A 21219-nucleotide genomic window follows, 5' to 3' on the forward strand; every position below is an offset into this window, starting at 1 on the left:
ACAGGAGAGCGCTTTTTTGTGCCCGTCAGCCGAGGAATTGCTCCGCGTAGTGGCAGGCTACCTGGCGTGTGTCGAGCAGGCGCAAGGCCGGCTCTTCCGTGCTGCAACGCTCGGTGGCGTACGGGCAGCGCTTGTGGAAGGCGCAGCCAGGCGGCGGGTTGAGCGGGTTGGGCAGCTCGCCGGCGATCTTGATCTTCGGCTTCAGCGGATCCGGGTGGATCGCCGGTGTCGCCGAGAGCAGCGCCTGGGTGTAGGGGTGCAGGGGACGGGCATAGATGTCCTCCTTAGGGCCCATTTCCACTGGGCGGCCGAGGTACATCACCAACACCTGGTCGGCGACGTGACGGACCACCGCCAGGTTGTGGGAAATGAACACGTAGGCGGTATTGAACTGCTGCTGCAGATCCATGAACAGGTTCAGCACCTGCGCCTGGATCGATACGTCCAGCGCCGAGGTCGGTTCGTCCGCCACCAGCACTTTCGGCTGCAGCATCATCGCCCGTGCCAGGGCGATACGCTGGCGCTGGCCGCCGGAGAACATGTGCGGGTAGCGATGATAGTGCTCGGGGCGCAAGCCGACCTGCTTCATCATCGCCTGGACTTTCTCACGGCGCTCGGCGGCGGACAGCTTGGTGTTGATCAGCAGCGGCTCGCCCAACTGGTCGCCGATTTTCTGCCGGGGATTGAGCGACGCGTAGGGGCTCTGGAACACCATCTGCACGTCCTTGCGCAGTTGCTTGCGCTGGGCCTTGTCGGCGCCGGCGACTTCCTGGCCGGCGATTTTCAGCGAGCCGGACGACGGCTCCTCGATCAGCGTCAGGGCCCGGGCCAGGGTGGATTTGCCGCAACCCGATTCACCCACCACGGCGAGGGTCTTGCCGGCTTCCAGTTCGAACGACACGCCGTTGAGGGCGCGCACCAGCGCATGGCCCTTGAACAGGCCACGGGAGACTTCGTAGTGACGGGTGAGGTCGCGGGCGGTAAGAACGACGGCCATTACGCCACCTCCTGATTCAGCGGGAAGAAGCAACGGGCAAGGCTGTTGGCTTTCGGGTCCAGGGTCGGACGCTGCTGCCGGCACTTCTCCTGCACGTAGGGGCAGCGCGGCGACAGCAGGCAACCCTGGGGTCGGTCATAGCGACCGGGAACGATGCCCGGCAGGGTCGACAGGCGCTCGGCGCCGAGGCTGTGCTCCGGAATCGCCTTGAGCAGGGCTTCGCTGTACGGATGCGCCGGAATATCGAACAGGCCCGGGACCTGGCCGACTTCCACGGCTTGACCGGCGTACATCACGCAGACCCGTCGGGCGGTTTCGGCAACGACCGCGAGGTCGTGGGTGATCAGCACCAGGCCCATGTTCTGCTCTTGTTGCAGGCTGAGCAGCAGGTCCATGATCTGCGCCTGGATGGTCACGTCCAGGGCGGTGGTCGGTTCGTCGGCGATCAGCAGCTTGGGTTCGCCGGCAATCGCCATGGCGATGGCGACGCGCTGGCTCATACCGCCGGACAGTTGGTGCGGGTAGGCGTCCATGCGGCTGGCGGCACCCGGGATCTCGACCTTTTCCAGCAGTTCGATGGCGCGCTTGCGGGCGGCCTTGGCGGACATCTTCAGGTGCAGGCGCAGCACTTCCTCGATCTGGAAGCCCACGGTGTAGCTGGGGTTCAGCGCGGTCATGGGGTCCTGGAAGACCATCGCCAGGTCCTTGCCGACCACCTGCCGACGCTGGCGGGGGCTGAGGGTGAGCATGTCCTTGCCGTCGAAGCGCAGGGCGTCGGCGGTGACGATGCCGGGGCGCTCGATCAGGCCCATCAGCGCCATCATGGTCACGGATTTACCCGAACCCGATTCGCCGACGATGGCCAGGACTTCGCCCTTGTCCACGCTCAGGTCGAGGCCGTCGACCACCGGAACGGCGGTCTGGTCGCCGAAGCGAACGTTGAGATTCTTGATTTCTAGCAGTGACATGGGAATCTCCTCAGGCGGCGTTCTTGAGTTTCGGGTCCAGCGCATCGCGCAGGCCGTCGCCCATCAGGTTGATTGCCAGCACGCTGAGCAAAATGGTCAGGCCGGGCAGGCTGACGACCCACCAGGCGCGTTCGATGTAGTCGCGGGCCGAAGCCAGCATGGTGCCCCACTCCGGGGTAGGCGGCTGGACGCCGAGGCCGAGGAAGCCCAGGGCGGCGGCATCGAGGATCGCCGAGGAGAAGCTCAGGCTGGCCTGGACGATCAGCGGTGCCATGCAGTTGGGCAGCACGGTGATGAACATCAGGCGCGGCAGGCCGGCGCCGGCCAGGCGCGCGGCGGTCACGTAGTCGCGGTTCAGTTCGCCCATCACCGCGGCGCGGGTCAGGCGCACGTAGGACGGCAGCGAGACGATGGCGATGGCGATCACGGTGTTGATCAGGCCTGGGCCGAGGATGGCGACGATCGCCACGGCCAGCAGCAGCGAGGGCAGGGCCAGCATGATGTCCATCAGGCGCATGATGGTCGGACCAAGCACGCGCGGGAAGAAACCGGCCAGCAGGCCCAGCAGGATGCCCGGGATCAGCGACATCACTACCGAGGACAGGCCGATCAGCAGCGACAGGCGCGAGCCGTGGATCAGCCGCGAGAGCAGGTCACGGCCCAGTTCGTCGGTGCCCAGCAGGAACTGGGCGTGGCCACCTGTAAGCCACGATGGCGGGGTGAGCAGGGCCTCGCGGAACTGCTCGCTCGGGTCGTGCGGAGCGACCCAGGGCGCGAAGATCGCGCAGAACACCACCAGCAGCATGAACAGCAGGCCGGCGACGGCGCCCTTGTTCTTGGCGAAGTGCTGCCAGAATTCCTTGTACGGAGAGGGGTACAGCAGGCTTTGATCGACAACGGTCGAGGCGATAGTAGTACTCATGATCTTGATCTCAGCGCTGGTGACGGATGCGTGGATTGACGAGGCCGTAGAGGATGTCCACGACGAAATTGACCACAATCACCAGGCAGGCGATTAACAGGATGCCGTTTTGCACGACCGGATAGTCCCGGGCGCCGATGGCTTCGATCAGCCATTTGCCGATGCCGGGCCAGGAAAAGATGGTTTCGGTGAGCACGGCGCCGGCCAGCAGGGTGCCGACTTGCAGGCCGACCACGGTCAGCACCGGGATCAGCGCGTTGCGCAGGCCATGCACGAACACCACGCGGGCCGGCGACAGGCCCTTGGCCCGGGCGGTGCGGATGTAGTCTTCACGCAGGACTTCGAGCATCGAGGAGCGGGTCATCCGGGCGATCACCGCCAGCGGGATGGTGCCCAGCACGATGGCCGGCAGGATCAGGTGGTGCAACGCATCCCAGAACGCATCGGTCTGGCCGCTGAGCAGGGTGTCGATGAGCATGAAGCCGGTTCTCGGCTCGATGTCGTAGAGCAGGTCGACACGTCCGGACACCGGGGTCCAGCCCAGGCTCACGGAGAAGAACATGATGAGGATCAGGCCCCACCAGAAGATCGGCATCGAATAGCCGGCCAGGGAGATCCCCATCACGCCATGGTCGAACAGGGACCCTCGCTTGAGGGCGGCGATCACCCCGGCCAGCAGTCCGAAGACGCCGGCGAACAGCAGGGCGGCGCTGGACAGCTCCAGGGTGGCGGGGAACAGCGTGGTGAACTCGGTCCACACGCCGGTACGGGTACGCAGGGACTCGCCGAGGTCGCCGTGGGCGAGCTTGCCGACGTAGTCGATGTATTGGGCATAAAGCGGCTTGTTAAGACCGAGGCGTTCCATCGCCTGGGCATGCATTTCCGGGTCGACCCGGCGCTCGCCCATCATGACTTCCACGGGATCGCCCGGGATCATGCGAATCAACGCGAAAGTCAGCAACGTGATGCCGAAAAACGTGGGGATCAATAACCCCAGTCGGCGGGCAATAAAACTAAACATCGTGTGGTGTACCTCATCAGCCGGTTAGGCGTGTCCATCAGTGCCCGGGGTCGGGCACCGACGAACGTTTGTTGTTCTACTTCACCTGGGTGGTGGCGAAGTTGTTCAGGGATAGCGGGCTCATGTGGTAGCCCTCTACGTTCTTGCGCATTGCGGTAAACATCTTGGGATGAGCATGGTCCACCCACAGCACCTGGTTGTGCAGGATCGCCAGGGCCCGCTCATAGAGTGCGGCACGTTCGGCCGGGTCAGTCTTGGCGCGAGCCTGATCGATCAGCGCCTGGAACTGCGGATTGCACCAGCGACTGTAGTTTTCGCCGTTTTTCGCCGCTTCGCAACTCAATAGCGGGCTCAGGAAGTTATCCGGGTCGCCGTTGTCGCCGCTCCAGCCGGCGGAGACCATGTCGTGCTCGCCTTTTTTCGCCCGCTTGAGCATTTCGGCCCATTCCATGACGCGGATGTCGAGCTTGAGGCCGATCTTGGCCAGGTCGGCCTGTATCAGTTGGGCGCCGAGTTGCGGGTTCGGGTTGGTCGGGCCGCCGCCGTTGCGGGTATAGAGGGTCAGGACCGTGCCTTCGGGAACGCCGGCTTCCTTGAGCAGGGCGCGGGCCTTGTCCAGGTCCTGGGCCGGGGCCTTCAGCTGGTTGTTGTAGCCCAGCAGGGTCGAGGGGTAGGGGTTGACCGCGGGGATGGCATTGCCCTTGCCGTACAGGGTGTCGACGTAGTTCTGCTTGTTCAGGGCCAGCTCGATGGCCTGGCGCACCCGGACATCGCTCAGGTACTTGTGCTCGGTGTTGATCGCGACGTAACCGGTGGACAGCGAGGCCAGGCCATCGATCTTCAGGTTCGGATCGGCCTGGATGTTCGGCACGTCGTCGGGTTTGGGGTACAGCGCGACCTGGCACTCGTTGGCCTTGAGCTTCTGCAGGCGGGTGTTGTTGTCGGTGGTGATGGCCAGTACCAGGGTGTCCGCCGGCGGCTTGCCACGGAAATACTCCGGGTTGGCCTTGAAGCGGACCTGGGCGTCCTTGGCATAACGCTGGAAGATGAACGGGCCGGTACCGACCGGCTTGCTGTTGAGCTCGTCGAGTTTGCCGGCCTTGAGCAACTGGTCGGCGTATTCGGCCGAGTGGATCGAGGTGAAGGCCATGGCCAGGTCGGGCAGGAACGGCGCTTCAGGCCGATTGAGGGTGAAGCGCACGGTCATGTCGTCGACTTTGTCGACGCTTTTGAGCAGGTTCTGGAAGTCCATGCTCTCGAAATAGGGGAAACCGACGGTGGACGCCTTGTGCCACGGATGGTTGGGGTCCAGTTGCCGTTGGAAGCTCCAGACCACGTCATCGGCGTTCAGCTCGCGAGTCGGCTTGAAGTAGTCGGTGGTGTGGAACTTGACGCCTTTTCTCAGGTGAAAGGTGTATTGCAGGCCGTCGGGGCTGATTTCCCAGCTTTCGGCCAGGGCCGGCTGGATCTCGGTGGTGCCGGGCTTGAAGTCCACCAGGCGGTTGAACATGGTTTCGGCCGCGGCGTCGGAGGTGACGGCGGTGGTGTAGAGCACCGGGTCGAAACCTTCCGGGCTGGCTTCGGTACAAACCACCAGCGGCTTGGCCGAAACGCCGATCGCCACGCTGAACACGGCTGCCGCGATGGCGGCACGCAGGGGAAGCTTCTTCATGTAACCCTCCTTGATCAATTGAGCCAGATTAGACGCTGGGGCCGATTCGTCGAATCGGCCCCAGGACAGTCAGGTGTCAGAGAATGTTGAATGGAATGGTGGTGACCACGCGGAATTCGTTGATGTTGCCATCACCCTGGTTCGCGCTGGCGCGGTGGGTGGTGTAGGTCGCACGAATGGAGGTGGCTTTCAGCGGACCACTCTGTACGGCGTAGGAGGTACCGATGCCATATTCGTAGTGGTGCTCGCCGTTGAGGTTTTTCACGTCGTAGGCGGTGCCGGTGTAATGGGTGCCGTCAATGCCCCAGCCGTGGACTTCATAGATGTTGAATTTCAGGCCGGGAATACCGTACTGGGCCATGTTCAGGCCATAGGCAACCTGGAACGACTTCTCGTTCGGACCGTTGAAGTCCGACAGCATGGAGTTGGCCAGGTAGATACCGTTGGTTTCGTGCAGGTAGTCGAAGTATTCGTTACCAACGATTTGCTGGTAGGAGAAGGTCAGGCTGTGGGCCTGGTGGGTCAGGCCGAGAGACAGCGAGTAGGCGTCGTTGTCGATCTCGCCCATCTTCTTTTTGCCGGTATCGAGCGTCTTGTAGTAATTCAGGCCGGTCGTCAGGCCCAGCACCGAGGTGTCGCCCAATTCGTGGGTGGCGCCGAAGTAGTACTGGTTCCAGAAGTCCTCGACGTTGGCCATGTAGAGGCTGGTCTTCAGGCTTTTGAACGGCTGGTAGTTCAGGCCGACGGTATTGACGTGGTCGGTCTCGGCGCCGTTGTTGGTGTACTCGCTGCGGAACCTGGACAGGCTCTCTTCGGTTCGCGGCGACACACGGTCGAAAGTGCCTGCGTCAAAGGACAGGTTGTTGAATTCTTCACTGTGCAGGCTCACACCCTCGAAGCTTGAAGGCAGTGGGCGGTTGCCGATGACATCGACGATCGGCGTGCTGAAGTTCTGGCGACCGGCGGTCAGGGTGGTGTTCGAGACACGGAACTTGACGTTGGCCAGGCCGATTTTGCTCCACTGGTCGATCGCGTCGCCATGGCGGTTGGCCAGGGTGCGGTTTCCGCCGCCGGCGATGTCCTCGCGGCTGCGATCCAGGGCAATGGCGTTGTAGAGCGCGACTTCAGTGCTGACGCCAACCGTACCTTGGGTAAAGCCCGAGTTGTAGTCGAGGATGGTGCCCTGGACCCAGTTGATGCGGCGCGGAATAGGGGTTGCCACACCGTGTTTGTCGTAGCTGAAACGGTCATTGCGGCGCTTCAATTCGTTGGCGTACCAGTTGCGGGTCGTACCGCCCAGGCTCTGGCCGTCGATGAAGCCCTTGGCGTCGTTTTGCGCATTGGTCGAACTCAGGCCTGTCGGCACGAAGTCCTGACTCTGGGTGTCAGCGTAAGCCATCACGGTGGCGCTGCTGATGGCCAAGGCCAATAACGCTTGGTGAGAGAGTTTCAAGGTAAAGCTCCTTATTTTCTTTTTTAATACCGGTTTTCTAGGTTTATCCGGCTTTTGTGGTGGACACTTTTTGTTTGCGCAATCGTTTGCTTGGCAGTGATTTGCCGAATTTCGGCAGCAAGTTGCTCGAGAGGCGAAATTCGCCCCCGCGGCACGGGTCATGGTTTTATTGTTCGATACTGACGCCCGAGAACACGTTGCGCCCGAAGGGACTGACCTTGAAACCTTCGACCTTGCTACTCAACGGCTGGTTGACCGTCGAATGGGCGATGGGGGTAATGGGCACCTGTTGCTTGAGCAACTGCTGGGCCTGTTGGTAAAGCACCGCGCGTTGGTCGCGGTCGGTGACGAGCTTGGCTTGCTTGATCAGCTTGTCGTATTGCGGGTTGCACCACATGGAGTAGTTGTTACCGCCAATCGCGTCGCAACCGTAGAGGGTGCCGAGCCAGTTGTCCGGGTCACCGTTGTCGCCGGTCCAGCCGATCAGGCTGATGTCGTGCTCGCCATTCTTGGTGCGCTTGATGTACTCGCCCCATTCATAGCTGACGATCTTCACCTTCAGGCCGATCTTCGCCCAGTCGGCCTGGAGCATTTCGGCCATCAGCTTGGCGTTGGGGTTGTACGGGCGTTGCACGGGCATGGCCCAGAGGGTGATTTCGGTGCCTTCCTTGACGCCGGCGGCCTTGAGCAGTTGCCGGGCTTTTTCCGGGTTGTAGGGGGCGTCCTTGATGCTTTCGTCGTAGGACCATTGGCTGGGCGGCATGGCGTTGACCGCCAGCTGGCCGGCGCCCTGGTAGACCGCATTGAGAATGCTCGGCTTGTTCACCGCCATGTCCAGCGCCTGGCGGACCTGGAGCTGGTCGAAGGGTTTGTGTTGCACGTTGTAGGCGATGTAGCCCAGGTTGAAGCCGGGCTTCTGGATGACCTGCAGCTTGGGGTCCTTCTTCAGCCCGTCGACGTCGGCGGGGCGCGGGTGCAGGGTGATCTGGCATTCACCGCGCTTGAGTTTCTGTACCCGCACCGAGGCATCGGTGTTGATGGCGAAGATCAGCTGGTCGAGCCGGACCTGATCCGGGTCCCAGTACTGCTTGTTGGCAACGTAGCGAATCTGCGCGTCTTTCTGATAGCGCTGGAACACGTACGGCCCGGTGCCGATGGGCTTCTGGTTGATGTCGCTCGGTTTGCCGGCGGCGAGCAACTGGTCGGCGTATTCGGCGGAGAGAATCGAGGCGAAGCTCATGGCGATGTTCTGGATGAACGCGGCGTCGACCGAATTGAGGGTCATGACCACGGTCAGCGGCCCGGTCTTTTCGACCTTGGCGATGTTCTTGTTCAGGCTCATCCCGTTGAAGTACGGAAACTCGGTGGGGTAGGCCTTGCGAAACGGCTGCTCGGCATCGAGCATGCGATTGAAGGTGAACACCACGTCGTCGGCGTTGAAGTCGCGGGACGGCGTGAAGTACGCGGTGCTGTGGAACTTGACGCCCTTGCGCAGGTGGAACGTATACACCAGACCATCCGCGGAAATATCCCAGCTTTCGGCCAGCGCCGGGGCGACGGTGGTCTCCCCCTTGACGAACTCCACCAGCCGGTTGTAGAGCGGCTCGGCGGCGTCATTGTCGGTGGCGGTGGTGTACTGCGCGCTGTCGAACCCGGCCGGGCTGCCCTCGGAGCAGAACACCAGGCTGCCGGCAGCCTGGGCGAAAGGAGAACCCGCCCACAGGGCGGCTCCCACCAATGCGGATAATGTGAAGGTCTGGCGCATGACGGTCCCAATCCTTTTTTATTGTCATCGGCGAGCAATGGCCGTGTTGGGGACACGGAAAAAATCGCCGATCAAGTCAGTGAATGCAGCAATGCCGCTCGTGAACGCATATCAGCGAAGTCTTGACGTTACGAAGCCAAGTCGATGCGGTAAATGCGTAGAGCCTTAGAGAGTTGTAGGAAATCTCTGTGCAGCAGAGATGCGCTCTGCTGTTACAGCGAATGGATTTCGGACAATTCCTGCAATTCTGGCGGAGGAGGCGAAGACGACGCCGGTTAGGCGCCGTCTTCGCACCACCTCACTTGCTGACGCTGACGCCGTAGAAGGAGTTCAAGCCGAACGGGCTGATCTTGAAGTCCTGCACTTTGGCGCTCATGGGTTGGTACACCGTCGAGTGTGCGATAGGTGTATAGGGGACTTGGTCTTTGAGGATGTGTTGCGCCTGCTTGTACAGCTCGGTGCGTTTGGCCTGGTCCGGAGTGGACTTGGCTTCCTTGATCAGATCCTCGAAGGGCTTGTAGCAGAACTTCGAGAAGTTGTTGCCGTTAACCGCGTCGCAGCCGAACAGCACGCCCAGCCAGTTGTCGGGGTCACCATTGTCGCCGCTCCAGCCAATCAGCATGGCTTGCTGCTCGCCAGCCTTGGAACGCTTGATGTATTCACCCCACTCGTAGCTGACGATCTTGACGTTGAGGCCGATGTTCTTCCAATCGGACTGGAGCATCTCTGCCATCAGCTTGGCGTTGGGGTTGTACGGACGCTGGACCGGCATGGCCCACAGGGTGATCTCGGTACCTGGCTTGACGCCGGCTTCCTTGAGCAGTTCCTTGGCCTTTTCCGGATCGTACTTGGCGTCCTTGACGGTGGTGTCGTAGGACCATTGGGTCGGCGGCATGGCGTTGACCGCCAGTTGGCCGGCGCCCTGGTAGACCGATTCGATGATCTGCTTCTTGTTCACCGAGATGTCCAGCGCCTGGCGCACGCGCAGGTCGGCCAGCGGGTTGGCGGCGGTCTGGTCCTTGAGGACCGGCATCACGTTGTAGGCGATGTAACCCAGGTTGAAGCCGGCCTGCTCAGGCATTCTCAGGCTGCTGTCGGCCTTGAGCGGGGCGATGTCGGCCGGGCGTGGGTAGGCGGTGATCTGGCACTCGCCCTTCTTGAGCTTCTGCGCGCGTACCGAGGCGTCGGTGGTGATGGCGAAGATCAGGTTGTCGACCTTGACGTCCTCAGGCTTCCAGTAGTCCTTGAAGCCGGTGTAGCGGATGTTCGAGTCTTTCTGGTAGCTCTTGAAGACGAACGGACCGGTGCCGATCGGCTTCTGGTTGATGTCGCTGGCCTTGCCTTCCTTGAGCAGCTTGTCGGCGTACTCGGCGGACTGGATGGAGGCGAAGCTCATCGCCAAGTCCTGGATGAACGCGGCATCCACGGTCTTCAGGGTGAACTTGACGGTCTTGTCGTCGAGTTTTTCCACCTTGGTGATGTTGGTGTCCATGCCCATGTCGGTGAAGTATGGGAATTCAGTCGGGTAGGCCTTGCGGAACGGCATGTCCTTGTCGAGCATGCGGTTGAAGGTGAACAGCACGTCGTCGGCGTTGAAGTTACGCGTCGGCTTGAAGTAATCGGTGGTATGGAACTTGACGCCTTCACGCAGGTGGAAGGTGTAGGTCAGGCCATCGGGGGAAACGTCCCAGCTGGTCGCCAGGCCAGGAGTCACGGCGGTGCCGCCACGCTCGAACTGGCTCAGGCGGTTGAAGATGGTTTCAGCGGCGGCGTCGAAGTCGGTTCCGGTGGTGTACAGGCCTGGATCGAAACCGGCCGGGCTCCCCTCGGAGCAGAACACCAGGTTAGTCGCAGCGACAGCGAACGGTGCGCTGGCCAGGAGGCCTGCGCCGACTAAAAACGGAATGACTGCTTTTTTAAGCATGGTGGCCTCATGATTTGTTGTCATTTTTGGTAGTGAGGACGACCTCGTGAGTCGACCTGCGGATACTTATGCAGGCCCCATACCCATTGCAAGATGCAGAGACGTGCTAAGCGTCGAAGAGTGGCACGAACGTACATGAATGTCGCAATTGTGTAAATTCTGACGCATTTGTCAGCTTTCGAGGGACTTTTCAGGTGCACGGGGCGCACCATGGACGGGCAACCGGGGCGCCTGGCGCACCCGGTTGGGGCATTGGCCTACTGGCCCAGGCTCACGCCATAGAAAGGGGTCAGGCCGAAGGGGCTGATCTTGAAGTCGTGCACTTCCCGGCGCAGCGGCTGGAACACCGTCGAGTTGGCGATCGGGGTGATCGGCGCTTGTTCCTTGAGGATTTTCTGTGCCTGTTGATAGAGCTTGACCCGCTCGTCATGGTTGCTGCTGAGCTTGGCTTTCTGGATCAGCTGGTCATAGGCCGGGTCGCACCACTTGGCGTAGTTGCTGCCCTTGACTGCGGCGCAGCTGTAGAGCACGCCGAGCCAGTTGTCCGGGTCGCCGTTGTCGCCGGTCCAGCCATAGATCATGACGTCATGCTCGCCGTTCTTGGCGCGCTTGATGTACTCGCCCCATTCATAGCTGACGATATTGGCCTTGATCCCGACCTTGGCCCAGTCGGCCTGGATCATCTGCGCCGACATCCGGGCATTGGGGTTGGAGGCCCGTTGCACGGTCATGGCCCACAGGTTGATCTGCGTGCCTTCGGCCACGCCGGCTTCCTTGAGCAGCGCGCGGGCCTTGGTCGGGTCGTAGGGCGCGTCCTTGATGCTCGGGTCATAGGACCACTGGCCCGGCGGCAGGGCGTTCTGCGCCAGTTGACCGGCGCTCTGGTAGACGGCCTTGATGATCGCCGGCTTGTCGATGGCCATGTCCAGGGCCTGGCGGACCTTGAGCTGGTCAAGGGGTTTGTGGGTAACGTTGTAGGCGAGGAAGCCCAGGTTGAAGCCCGGCTGCTGCTGCACCACCAGGTTCTTGTCCTGTCGCATGATCTCGATGTCGGCCGGGCGCGGGTAACCGCTGACCTGGCATTCCCCGGCCTTGAGCTTCTGCAGGCGCGCGGCGGCATCCGGGGTGATGGCGAAGATCAGGTTGTCGAGCTTCACGTCCTCGGGTTTCCAGTAGGCCTTGTTGGCCACGTAGCGGATCTGCGCGTCCTTCTGGTAGCGCTTGAACACGAACGGGCCGGTGCCCACGGGCTTCTGGTTGATGTCGGCGGCGCGGCCTTCCTTGAGCAGTTGCGCGGCGTATTCGGCGGACTGGATCGAGGCGAAGCTCATGGCCAGGTTCTGCACGAAGGCAGCCTCGATATGGTTCAGCGTGAAACGTACGGTCTGGTCATCGAGTTTTTCGACGCTCTTGATCGTGGTGTTGAGGTCCATATCGCTGAAATAGGGCGATTCGGAAGGGTAGGCCTTGCGGAACGGGTGATTGGCGTCGAGCAGGCGCTGGAAGGTGAAGAGCACGTCTTCGGCGTTGAAGTCGCGGCTCGGCTTGAAGTCGTCGGTGGTGTGGAACTTCACGCCGGGGCGCAGGTGGAAGGTGTAGGCCAGGCCGTCCGGGGCAACCTCCCAACTCGTGGCCAGGCCGGGTTCGACCTCGGTGCCGCCGCGTTTGAACTGGGCCAGGCGGTTGAACACGGTTTCCGCCGAGGCGTCGAAATCGGTGCCGCTGGTGTACTGGCTCGGGTCGAAGCCGGCGGGGCTGGCTTCGGAGCAGTAGACCAGGGTCGAGCTGGCCTGGGCCAAGGGGGCGCAGGCCAGCAAGGTGGCGGCCAACAGCAGGGGTTTGAAGGCAATCTTTTCCATTGAAAGGCCTCGAAGGTGCGCAATAGAGCGGGGAGAGGCCCGACTCTAGCACGCCCTGTCGAGGTCTTGGCGCCGGCTCCTACACCGATCGCAAGCCGGCCCTTACTGCAGGACCTCGATCACCCCATCGGCATTCATGTTGACTTTTGCCTTGCCGGCTTCGACTTCCGGCGTCGGCGCTGCGTCCATGGCCGCCGCTTTCATCATCATCGCGCCGCGCGGGAACGGCTGTGGATAACCGTTGCTGTTGAGGTTCAGGCTGACGATCTTGTAGCCCTTGCCGCCCAAGGCCTCGGTGGCCAGTTGGGCGCGGGCCTTGAACGCGGCGATGGCCTCCTTGAACAGGGCGTCCTCGCTGGTCTTGCGGGTGGCGGTGGCGATGGCGAAGTCCATGCTTTCCATTTTCAGGTCCTGCATCAGTTCGCCGGTCAGCTTGGACAGGGCGGCAAAGTCGCTGCTTTCCAGGCGCAGTTCGGCGCGTTCACGCCAACCGATGATCTTCTGGGTCTTGTTGTCGTAGATCGGGTAGCTGTTGCGACTGCCCTGGCTCAGGCTGACTTCCTTGACCGCCTTGGCCTGGCCCAGCGCCTTGTTCATGCGGGTGGTGATGTCGGCGGCGAGCTTGGCCGGATCGCTGTTCTGCGCCTCGGTGTAGAGGGTGACGATCATCAGGTCGCGGGCCACTTCCTGGCTGGCTTCGGCACGCAGGGAAATCTGGTTGTAACGGGCCTCGTCGGCGGCCAGGGCCGGCAGGCTGGCGAGGGTGCTGAGGCTGAGGGCGAGAAGGGCGGCGCGGCGTGTGAAGTGCATGTGAAGCTCCTTGGGATTCGGTGCGCGGGTGGTGTCGGGCAGTCCCGCTTGCAGACATCAGACTGCGCTCGGCGTGTCGGGTTCGCACGGTTACAACTTCAATACAGAGTAGAGCCGGTTGTAGGGGACTGTGTGGCGAGCGGGCTTGTCGGAACGATGTTTGTCGACTGTGGCTGTTTGCCGCACATTTACCTGCCCGCGCCCCGGCTTGGTTATACTCGTGGCGATCCGCCTGGAGCGCTCATCAGGAGAGCTCATGCTCGCCCCCGTTCAATTGCTGTCCGCGACTCGCCAGAACCTCTGGCGCCTGACCTTCATCCGTATTCTGGTCCTGGCCGCCCAGGCCGGCTCCGTGGGAATCGCCTACTGGTTCCAGCTGCTGCCGCTGCCCTGGTTGCAACTGGCGATGACCCTGGTCTGTTCCATGGTGCTCTGCGCCTTCACGGTGGTGCGCCTGCGCACCACCTGGCCGGTCACCGAGCTCGAATACGCCGTGCAACTGGCCTGCGACCTGTTTATCCACAGCGCCTTGCTGTACTTCTCCGGGGGCTCGACCAACCCCTTCGTGTCCTATTACCTGGTGCCGCTGACCATCGCCGCGGTGACCTTGCCCTGGCGCTATTCGGTGGTCCTCTCCGGCGTGGCACTGGCGCTGTACACCTTGCTACTGGTGCAGTTCTACCCGCTGGAAACCCTGCCGATTTCCCGGGAAAAGCTGCAGATCTATGGCATGTGGCTGAGCTTCGCCCTGGCTGCGGCGGTGATCACCTTCTTCGCCGCGAAGATGGCCGAGGAACTGCGGCGCCAGGAAGAATTGCGCGCGTTGCGCCGCGAAGAAGGCCTGCGTGACCAGCAACTGCTGGCCGTGGCGACCCAGGCCGCCGGCGCCGCCCACGAACTGGGGACTCCCCTGGCAACCATGAGCGTGCTGCTCAAGGAAATGCGCCAGGATCATCCGGACCCGCTGCTCCAGGACGACCTGAGCGTGCTCCAGGACCAGGTCAAGCTGTGCAAGGAAAGCCTGCAGCAGCTGGTTCGCGCCGCCGAGGCCAATCGTCGAATGGCGGTGGAAATGCAGGACGTCACGGTCTGGCTCGACGAAGCGCTGAACCGTTGGCACCTGATGCGCCCGGAAGCCAGCTATCGCTTCCAGCGCCTGGGCCAGGGCGATGTGCCGCGCCTGGCGCCGCCGCCGGACCTGACCCAGGCCTTGCTCAACCTGCTGAACAACGCCGCCGATGCCTGCCCCGAAGGCCTGGAAGTGCGACTCGATTGGGATGAGGAGACCCTCACCATCAGTATCCGTGACCACGGCGCCGGTGTGCCGCTGGCCATCGCCGAGCAGATCGGCAAACCGTTTTTTACCACCAAGGGCAAAGGTTTCGGCCTGGGCCTGTTCTTGAGCAAGGCCAGCGTGACACGCGCCGGCGGCTCGGTGAAACTCTACAGTCATGAGGAGGGCGGCACGCTCACCGAGCTGCGCCTGCCCCGTGTTGCCCGAGGAGACGAAGCATGAGTGACGAAATCCAGGTCGAAGGCGAGGAACTGCCGCATCTGTTGCTGGTGGACGACGACGCCACCTTTACCCGCGTGATGGCGCGGGCCATGAGCCGCCGCGGCTTTCGCGTCAGCACCGCAGGTTCCGCCGAAGAGGGCCTGATCCTGGCCCAGCAGGACCTGCCGGACTATGCCGCGCTGGACCTGAAGATGGACGGCGACTCCGGCCTGGTGCTGCTGCCCAAGCTGCTGGAGCTCGATCCGGAGATGCGTGTGCTGATCCTTACCGGCTACTCGAGCATCGCCACGGCGGTGGAGGCGATCAAGCGCGGTGCCTGCAACTATCTATGCAAGCCGGCGGATGCCGACGACGTGCTGGCGGCCCTGCTGTCCGAGCACGCCGACCTCGATACCCTGGTGCCGGAAAACCCGATGTCGGTGGATCGCCTGCAATGGGAGCATATCCAGCGCGTATTGACCGAACACGAAGGCAATATCTCCGCCACCGCCCGGGCGTTGGGCATGCATCGGCGGACCTTGCAGCGCAAATTGCAGAAGCGGCCGGTGCGGCGCTGAACCGGCGCTGAACGAGTCCGTCGCAAAGCGCCCTACGGCGGGCACGAATCATCTATGATCGGTTGGTGAAATTTCTTACTCCAACCGAGCCTTAGAATGACTAAGAACGCTGAATATTCCGCGGTCAACGATGCAGTAAAAGGGCATTTTTTTCGTAGGGTCTGGCAACTGGCCTCGCCTTACTGGCGCAGTGAGGAGAAGGGCAAGGCCTGGTTTTTGCTGATCAGTGTCGTGGGCCTGTCGCTATTCAGCGTTGGCATCTCGGTCTGGTTCAACAATTGGTACAAGGACTTCTACAACGCCTTGCAGGAGAAAAACAGTGATGCCTTCTGGCACCTGATCCTGTATTTCGGCGGTATTGCCGCGGTTGCCATCCTCGGTGCGGTCTATCGGCTGTACCTGACCCAGATGCTGACCATCAGCTGGCGCCGCTGGCTGACCGAGCAGCATTTCAAACGCTGGCTCGAGCACAAGAACTACTACCAGATGGAGTCGGGCGGGAATACCGACAACCCGGACCAACGACTGAGTGAAGACCTCAACAGCTTTACCAGCGACACCTTGAGTCTGGGCTTGGGGCTGTTTCGCACTGTGGTCAGTCTGGTGTCGTTCTCGATCATTCTCTGGGGGATATCGGGAAGTATCGAAGTCTTTGGCATCACTATTCCCGGCTACATGTTCTGGTGCGCCTTCCTCTATGCGGTCATCGGCAGTTGGTTGACCCGGGTGATCGGCAGCCACCTGATCCCGCTGAATAATCAACAACAACGCTTTGAAGCCGATATGCGCTTCTCGTTGGTACGGGTTCGTGAAAACGCCGAAAGCATTGCCCTGTATGACGGCGAGCCCAATGAGAGCCAGCGTCTCAGTACACGTTTCGGCAAGGTCTGGTCCAACTACTGGTCGCTGATGCGGGTCACCAAGCGCCTGACGTTCTTCACCTCCGGTTACACTCAGATCGCGATCATCTTTCCCTTCATGGTGGCGGCGCCGCGCTATTTCGCCGGCAAGATCCAGCTCGGCGAGCTGATGCAGATCAACTCGGCGTTCGGCAATGTGCAGGAAAACTTCAGCTGGTTCATCGATGCCTACTCCAACATCGCGGTGTGGAAAGCCACTTGTGACCGTTTGCTGAGTTTCCGTCAGGCCATGCTCGACAATGAAGACCGTACTCCGGCCATCGATGTGCAGAGCCAGGGTGAAGCGTTACAGGTGAACAACCTGGACCTGGATCTGGCGGACGGTCGGCATTTGCTGGCGGGTGCGCACATGAGTGTGGCCCCGGGCGAAAGGGTGATGCTCAGCGGGCGTTCCGGCAGTGGCAAAAGCACCCTGTTGCGCGCCATGGGCAATCTCTGGCCCCGGGGCGGCGGCAGCATTCGCTTGCCGGTCGGGCGTTCGCTGTTCCTGCCGCAGAAACCTTACCTGCCGATTGGCAGCCTGCGTGAGGCGATGAGTTATCCACAGCCGGGCGATGCTTACCCGGATGAGCGTTATCAGGAAGTCTTGCAGACCTGTCGCCTGCCGCACCTGGCCGGACGGCTGGACGAAAGCAATCACTGGCAGCGGATGTTGTCGCCGGGTGAGCAGCAGCGCCTGGCCTTCGCCCGTGCGCTGCTCTATGCGCCGCAATGGCTGTTCCTCGACGAGGCCACGGCGGCCATGGACGAGGAGGATGAGGCTGCACTGTATCAGGCGCTGATCGACCAGATCCCGGGCTTGAGCATTGTCAGCGTCGGCCATCGCAGCAGCCTGAACAAATTCCACCCACGGCATCTGCGTATCGAGCGTGGACACCTGGTCACTCAGGACGCGGTCAGTGCATAGCCAACAGTGATCGTACAACCCGGTTGAGCTATGATGCGGGCTCAGCCGTTCAGCCGAGATAGATGTTCGATATGGAAAACCAGAGCGCCGGGCTTCGCCCGACCCGAAAGCGCCGCAGCCTTGCCCAGGAACTGGTCACGGTACTCACCGAGCAGATCCGCGACGGCCAGCTCAAGCGTGGGGACAAGTTGCCCACCGAGTCGGCGATCATGGATGCCCATGGCGTCAGCCGTACGGTGGTGCGCGAGGCGATCTCGCGCCTGCAGGCGGCCGGGCAGGTGGAAACCCGTCACGGCATCGGTACCTTTGTCCTGGACACACCGAGCCCCAGCGGTTTTCGTATCGATCCGGCGACGGTGGTGACCCTGCGCGATGTGCTGGCGATCCTCGAGTTGCGTATCAGCCTGGAAGTCGAGTCGGCGGGGTTGGCGGCGCAGCGGCGCACCCCCGAGCAATTGGCGGCCATGCGTGCGGCGCTGGATGCGTTGAATGAAAGCGCGGCCCATGCCAGCGATGCGGTGGCTTCGGATTTCCAGTTCCACCTGCAGATTGCCCTGGCCACCGGCAACCGCTATTTCACCGATATCATGACCCACCTGGGCACCAGCATCATTCCACGGACCCGCTTGAACTCGGCGCGGCTGGCCCATGATGACCAGCAGCACTACATGAACCGGCTGGGGCGTGAGCACGAAGAGATCTATGAAGCGATTGCCCGCCAGGATTCCGATGCGGCGCGGGCCGCGATGCGCCTGCATTTGACCAACAGCCGCGAGCGGCTGCGCCAGGCCCATGAAGAGGCCGAGGCGCAGAAGGGCTAAGTAGCTCGAAGCCTGAAATACGGACCTTGTGGGAGCGGAGCTTGCCCGCGAAGCTTTTGGCGACCTCAAGGTCGCCTTCGCGGGCAAGCTCCGCTCCCACACCAGGTTCTCTATGCGCCTTTCAGGATCGTCCGATCCACGCGCACCGCCCATTTCGCGGCTTTCGCCGGCACATCAAACGCAACTTTGCCGGTCGCATCCGCCTTCGCCCGGGCAACCGCCACGCCATCGGCCAGCAGTTCCAGCGGCATATCCTTGAGTGACTGACCGGAAGCCAGTTCGAGTTTTACGGTAAAGGTCATGGGTGCTCTCCTTGTCACTGATGATTGTCGATAAAGGTCGTGGCCTGGCCGTCCAGCGTGCCGATCAGCTCGGGCGAACCGCCACGGAACTGGCGGAACACATGGCGTCCCGTCACCCCCACTGACGCATCCGCCGGTACATTCAAGGTCGGCTGAAAGCGATCGGTCAGTTCGGCATAGGCCGTCCACGGGCCGATATAGGACTCGTCCAGCCCCTTGGTGTAGCTGAAGGCATAGCGCACGGCATTGCCCGGCAGCCAGTTGGGTTCGCTGGGGGTGCGGCTCTGCCAGCCATCGGCCTTGATGGCCGGGGCTAAACCGGGTGGGTTGAGGTAGCCCGCGGGCAGGTTCGGCTTGTAGTCCTTGAGCAACAGATAGGTACTCCAGCCCCACCAGCTGTCGCTCTGGCTGCGGTCATTGAGGTTGTTGACGTCGTTGCGGCGCAGCACGGTCTTGCCCTTGAGGGCGAACAGCGGGGCGAAATTCAGGCTGTCCTGGCTGTTTTCCACCTTTGCCAGGTCCGGTACCGAACGCAGGGCGGCATAGGCCTCGGGTGGTACGACGACGCCACTGAGAAACGCCGCGAACACTTCATCCACCGACTGCTGCACCGCCTGTTTGACCTGGAGCCGGTTGCTGCTGTCGATCGTGTCGAAATAGCGTTTGTCGCCGTAGCAATTCCAGCGCTCGCCGCGAGCGTTGCTGACTTTCAGGCCGTACTTGCTGTCCTCGTCGTGCATGAAACGGGAAATCAGCGAGCCCACGTCGGCGGGCGTGACGCTGTCGGCTAGTTGCTTGCGCGGCACACGCAAATGGCCGGCGGAGAACAGGTCGGTGAGGAAATGATCGGCAAAGGCATTCATCGCGTAGGCCAGTTCCAGGTCCTGGTCGGTGCCGCTTTTACGAGCAACAACAGCCTGTTGCAACGCGGCGGCGTGACCGGCCTGGTAGGCCAGCAAGGCCCATTCGCCGAAGTGGTCCCAGTTGCTGGCGGCCAGTTTCAGGTAGCGGCCCAGGGGATAGAGCGGCGAGGCGAAGCTGCCACCACCGGTGATCTTGTTCCACTCGCCGGACAGGGTATCGCCCAGTTCGTCGTAGGCTTCATGAGGTTGCTTGCCGTCCTTGATCGCCTGGTTGGCGGCGTTGATCTCGGTTTTCATCACTTGCAGGATCTTCTGCGCTTCTTCCCGGGAGGCGGGCAGCGTCGCCAGCGAGTTGAAGGATGCGCTGAAGCGCGCCTGACGTTCCGCCAGGGTGGCGCCATCGGCGATCGGTCGGTCCGGGATACCGTAGAAATCTCCGCCCAGGGCGATGATCTGGCCGTAGGTCAGGGCCAGACCGTTGGTCAGGTGCAGTTCGACCTGCCAAGCCGGAATGGCCGGTGCGTCCTTGGCAAAACGCAGCAGGGCGCCGTCGCCGATAGCTGTGTGTTCACCACCTTCGAAACGGACCTGGGGCGAGCCCTTGGGCGCGACGCCGGGCGTCGTCGGCTGGTGATACTTGAGGGTGTGATGACCTTCGGCGAGCAGGATCACGGCCGCGCCGTCGCCTGGAATCGCGATGCCCCGTTCGGTAAAGAGGGTGTCGAGTTCGGCAATGACCTTGCCGTCGTGCAGCAGGAAATCCCCTGCGATCCGTTGAGTAGCTGACATTTCTAGCTCCTTGATATGTCGTCTTTTTCGTTTCAATTAACTGTATATATATACAGTTAAAATCGAATATAGATGAAAAATTTCCTACGTCAAGGGGGCAAATGGTTTGTGAGATTTCTTGAGCGATACCTGTTGACCTTTGTTATTTAAGTTGTACGATGACGTACGACATCAGCCAGCCTGCGCTGTCTCTTTCATCACAACGTGCTCCCAGGGTGTTCGAATAATGAATCCACAAGAACTGAAGTCCATCCTCTCCTCCGGCTTGCTGTCCTTCCCGGTGACCGATTTCACTGCCCAGGGTGATTTCCATCGCGCCGGCTACGTCAAGCGCCTGGAGTGGCTGGCCCCTTACGGCGCGACCGCGCTGTTCGCCGCCGGCGGTACCGGTGAGTTCTTCTCCCTGGCGGCCAGCGAATATTCCGAAGTGATCAAGACCGCCGTCGATACCTGTGCCGGCAGTGTGCCGATCCTCGCCGGTGTCGGCGGTTCGACCCGCCAGGCCATCGAATACGCCCAGGAAGCCGAGCGCCTGGGGGCCAAGGGCCTGCTGCTGCTGCCGCACTACCTGACCGAAGCCAGCCAGGAAGGCGTCGCCGCCCACGTTGAAGCCGTGTGCAAATCGGTGAAGATCGGCGTGGTGGTCTACAACCGCAACGTCTGCCGCCTGACCGCGCCCTTGCTGGAACGCTTGGCCGAACGCTGCCCGAACCTGATCGGCTACAAGGATGGCCTGGGGGATATCGAGCTGATGGTGTCGATTCGCCGCCGCCTCGGTGACCGTTTCAGCTACCTCGGTGGCCTGCCGACCGCCGAGGTCTATGCCGCGGCCTACAAGGCCCTGGGCGTGCCGGTCTACTCCTCGGCGGTGTTCAATTTCATCCCGAAAACCGCGATGGATTTCTACCACGCCATTGCCCGCGACGATCACGCCACCGTCGCCAAGATCATCGACGACTTCTTCCTGCCGTACCTGGATATCCGTAACCGCCGCTCCGGTTATGCTGTGAGCATCATCAAGGCCGGTGCGAAGATCGTCGGCCATGACGCCGGTCCCGTGCGCACGCCGCTGACCGATCTGCTGCCGGAAGAATACGAAGCCCTGGCCGCGCTGATCGACAAGCAAGGCGCACAGTAAGAACGAATAAACCAG

General features: G+C 61.9%; 17 protein-coding genes. 5 read left to right on the forward strand and 12 right to left on the reverse strand.

Annotated features, from left to right (window positions below):
• Nucleotides 1-25 precede the first annotated feature (25 nt).
• From NUH87_RS21860 to NUH87_RS21905, 10 genes are all read right to left on the reverse strand, one after another.
• Nucleotides 26-997 (reverse strand): peptide ABC transporter ATP-binding protein, encoded by a 972-nt coding sequence (locus NUH87_RS21860; protein WP_040070997.1) that lies wholly within the window; start codon nt 995-997, stop codon nt 26-28.
• Nucleotides 997-1965 (reverse strand): ABC transporter ATP-binding protein, encoded by a 969-nt coding sequence (locus NUH87_RS21865; protein WP_040070995.1) that lies wholly within the window; start codon nt 1963-1965, stop codon nt 997-999. The genes NUH87_RS21860 and NUH87_RS21865 overlap by 1 nt, the downstream gene beginning before the upstream one ends.
• Nucleotides 1966-1975: 10 nt before the next feature.
• Complete coding sequence (locus NUH87_RS21870; protein ID WP_040070994.1) at nt 1976-2887, reverse strand: ABC transporter permease subunit; 912 nt, start codon at nt 2885-2887, stop codon at nt 1976-1978.
• 10 nt (nt 2888-2897) lie between these two features.
• Nucleotides 2898-3908 (reverse strand): ABC transporter permease subunit, encoded by a 1011-nt coding sequence (locus NUH87_RS21875; protein ID WP_338522649.1) that lies wholly within the window; start codon nt 3906-3908, stop codon nt 2898-2900.
• 76 nt (nt 3909-3984) lie between these two features.
• Nucleotides 3985-5580: an ABC transporter substrate-binding protein gene (locus tag NUH87_RS21880; RefSeq protein WP_338522651.1), complete on the reverse strand. Its 1596-nt coding sequence runs from the start codon at nt 5578-5580 to the stop codon at nt 3985-3987.
• Between the two features lie 76 nt (nt 5581-5656).
• Complete coding sequence (locus NUH87_RS21885; RefSeq protein WP_338522652.1) at nt 5657-7033, reverse strand: OprD family porin; 1377 nt, start codon at nt 7031-7033, stop codon at nt 5657-5659.
• 166 nt (nt 7034-7199) lie between these two features.
• Nucleotides 7200-8798 carry an ABC transporter substrate-binding protein gene (locus tag NUH87_RS21890; protein WP_338522653.1) on the reverse strand — a complete coding sequence of 533 codons (1599 nt, stop codon included), beginning with the start codon at nt 8796-8798 and terminating at the stop codon, nt 7200-7202.
• 298 nt (nt 8799-9096) lie between these two features.
• Nucleotides 9097-10722 (reverse strand): ABC transporter substrate-binding protein, encoded by a 1626-nt coding sequence (locus NUH87_RS21895; protein ID WP_338522654.1) that lies wholly within the window; start codon nt 10720-10722, stop codon nt 9097-9099.
• Nucleotides 10723-10979: 257 nt separating this feature from the next.
• Entirely contained in the window at nt 10980-12581 is a 1602-nt protein-coding gene (locus NUH87_RS21900) for an ABC transporter substrate-binding protein (RefSeq protein ID WP_338522655.1), read from the reverse strand.
• A 102-nt stretch (nt 12582-12683) separates the two neighbouring features.
• Nucleotides 12684-13391: an SIMPL domain-containing protein gene (locus NUH87_RS21905; RefSeq protein ID WP_338522656.1), complete on the reverse strand. Its 708-nt coding sequence runs from the start codon at nt 13389-13391 to the stop codon at nt 12684-12686.
• 256 nt (nt 13392-13647) lie between these two features.
• On the opposite strand from NUH87_RS21905, the gene NUH87_RS21910 reads away from it, so the two are divergent.
• From NUH87_RS21910 to NUH87_RS21925, 4 genes are all read left to right on the forward strand, one after another.
• A complete protein-coding gene (locus NUH87_RS21910) occupies nt 13648-14907 on the forward strand; it encodes an ATP-binding protein (protein WP_040070983.1) in 1260 nt (419 codons plus the stop codon).
• On the forward strand, nt 14904-15464 hold the full coding sequence (locus NUH87_RS21915; RefSeq protein ID WP_100941240.1) for a response regulator transcription factor: 561 nt from the start codon (nt 14904-14906) through the stop codon (nt 15462-15464). The genes NUH87_RS21910 and NUH87_RS21915 overlap by 4 nt, the downstream gene beginning before the upstream one ends.
• A gap of 96 nt (nt 15465-15560) precedes the next feature.
• A complete protein-coding gene (locus tag NUH87_RS21920; RefSeq protein WP_338522658.1) occupies nt 15561-17291 on the forward strand; it encodes an ABC transporter ATP-binding protein/permease in 1731 nt (576 codons plus the stop codon).
• Between the two features lie 71 nt (nt 17292-17362).
• The gene (locus NUH87_RS21925; protein WP_338526889.1) at nt 17363-18112 is read left to right on the forward strand and encodes a FadR/GntR family transcriptional regulator; all 750 of its coding nucleotides are present in this window, start codon (nt 17363-17365) and stop codon (nt 18110-18112) included.
• 110 nt (nt 18113-18222) lie between these two features.
• On the opposite strand, the gene NUH87_RS21930 is transcribed toward NUH87_RS21925, so the two are convergent.
• Both NUH87_RS21930 and NUH87_RS21935 read right to left on the reverse strand, forming a co-directional pair.
• On the reverse strand, nt 18223-18414 hold the full coding sequence (locus tag NUH87_RS21930; RefSeq protein ID WP_040070977.1) for a hypothetical protein: 192 nt from the start codon (nt 18412-18414) through the stop codon (nt 18223-18225).
• Nucleotides 18415-18428: 14 nt separating this feature from the next.
• Nucleotides 18429-20066 carry a phospholipase gene (locus NUH87_RS21935; protein WP_338522659.1) on the reverse strand — a complete coding sequence of 546 codons (1638 nt, stop codon included), beginning with the start codon at nt 20064-20066 and terminating at the stop codon, nt 18429-18431.
• A gap of 226 nt (nt 20067-20292) precedes the next feature.
• Here NUH87_RS21935 and kdgD point away from each other — a divergent pair, with 226 nt between their 5' ends.
• A complete protein-coding gene (gene kdgD, locus NUH87_RS21940) occupies nt 20293-21204 on the forward strand; it encodes a 5-dehydro-4-deoxyglucarate dehydratase (RefSeq protein ID WP_338522660.1) in 912 nt (303 codons plus the stop codon).
• Nucleotides 21205-21219: the final 15 nt, after the last annotated feature.

This window comes from Pseudomonas batumici (assembly GCF_036585405.1).
GTDB classification, from domain to species: Bacteria; Pseudomonadota; Gammaproteobacteria; order Pseudomonadales; family Pseudomonadaceae; genus Aquipseudomonas; species Aquipseudomonas batumici.

What these genes read in the sequence shown, in the direction of transcription:
- NUH87_RS21860 (WP_040070997.1), bottom strand. Translation starts at nt 997, where the DNA reads ATGGCCGTCGTTCTTACCGCCCGCGACCTCACCCGTCACTACGAAGTC.
- NUH87_RS21865 (WP_040070995.1), bottom strand. Translation starts at nt 1,965, where the DNA reads ATGTCACTGCTAGAAATCAAGAATCTCAACGTTCGCTTCGGCGACCAG.
- NUH87_RS21870 (WP_040070994.1), bottom strand. Translation starts at nt 2,887, where the DNA reads ATGAGTACTACTATCGCCTCGACCGTTGTCGATCAAAGCCTGCTGTAC.
- NUH87_RS21875 (WP_338522649.1), bottom strand. Translation starts at nt 3,908, where the DNA reads ATGTTTAGTTTTATTGCCCGCCGACTGGGGTTATTGATCCCCACGTTT.
- NUH87_RS21880 (WP_338522651.1), bottom strand. Translation starts at nt 5,580, where the DNA reads ATGAAGAAGCTTCCCCTGCGTGCCGCCATCGCGGCAGCCGTGTTCAGC.
- NUH87_RS21890 (WP_338522653.1), bottom strand. Translation starts at nt 8,798, where the DNA reads ATGCGCCAGACCTTCACATTATCCGCATTGGTGGGAGCCGCCCTGTGG.
- NUH87_RS21895 (WP_338522654.1), bottom strand. Translation starts at nt 10,722, where the DNA reads ATGCTTAAAAAAGCAGTCATTCCGTTTTTAGTCGGCGCAGGCCTCCTG.
- NUH87_RS21900 (WP_338522655.1), bottom strand. Translation starts at nt 12,581, where the DNA reads ATGGAAAAGATTGCCTTCAAACCCCTGCTGTTGGCCGCCACCTTGCTG.
- NUH87_RS21905 (WP_338522656.1), bottom strand. Translation starts at nt 13,391, where the DNA reads ATGCACTTCACACGCCGCGCCGCCCTTCTCGCCCTCAGCCTCAGCACC.
- NUH87_RS21910 (WP_040070983.1), top strand. Translation starts at nt 13,648, where the DNA reads ATGCTCGCCCCCGTTCAATTGCTGTCCGCGACTCGCCAGAACCTCTGG.
- NUH87_RS21915 (WP_100941240.1), top strand. Translation starts at nt 14,904, where the DNA reads ATGAGTGACGAAATCCAGGTCGAAGGCGAGGAACTGCCGCATCTGTTG.
- NUH87_RS21920 (WP_338522658.1), top strand. Translation starts at nt 15,561, where the DNA reads ATGACTAAGAACGCTGAATATTCCGCGGTCAACGATGCAGTAAAAGGG.
- NUH87_RS21925 (WP_338526889.1), top strand. Translation starts at nt 17,363, where the DNA reads ATGGAAAACCAGAGCGCCGGGCTTCGCCCGACCCGAAAGCGCCGCAGC.
- NUH87_RS21930 (WP_040070977.1), bottom strand. Translation starts at nt 18,414, where the DNA reads ATGACCTTTACCGTAAAACTCGAACTGGCTTCCGGTCAGTCACTCAAG.
- NUH87_RS21935 (WP_338522659.1), bottom strand. Translation starts at nt 20,066, where the DNA reads ATGTCAGCTACTCAACGGATCGCAGGGGATTTCCTGCTGCACGACGGC.
- kdgD (WP_338522660.1), top strand. Translation starts at nt 20,293, where the DNA reads ATGAATCCACAAGAACTGAAGTCCATCCTCTCCTCCGGCTTGCTGTCC.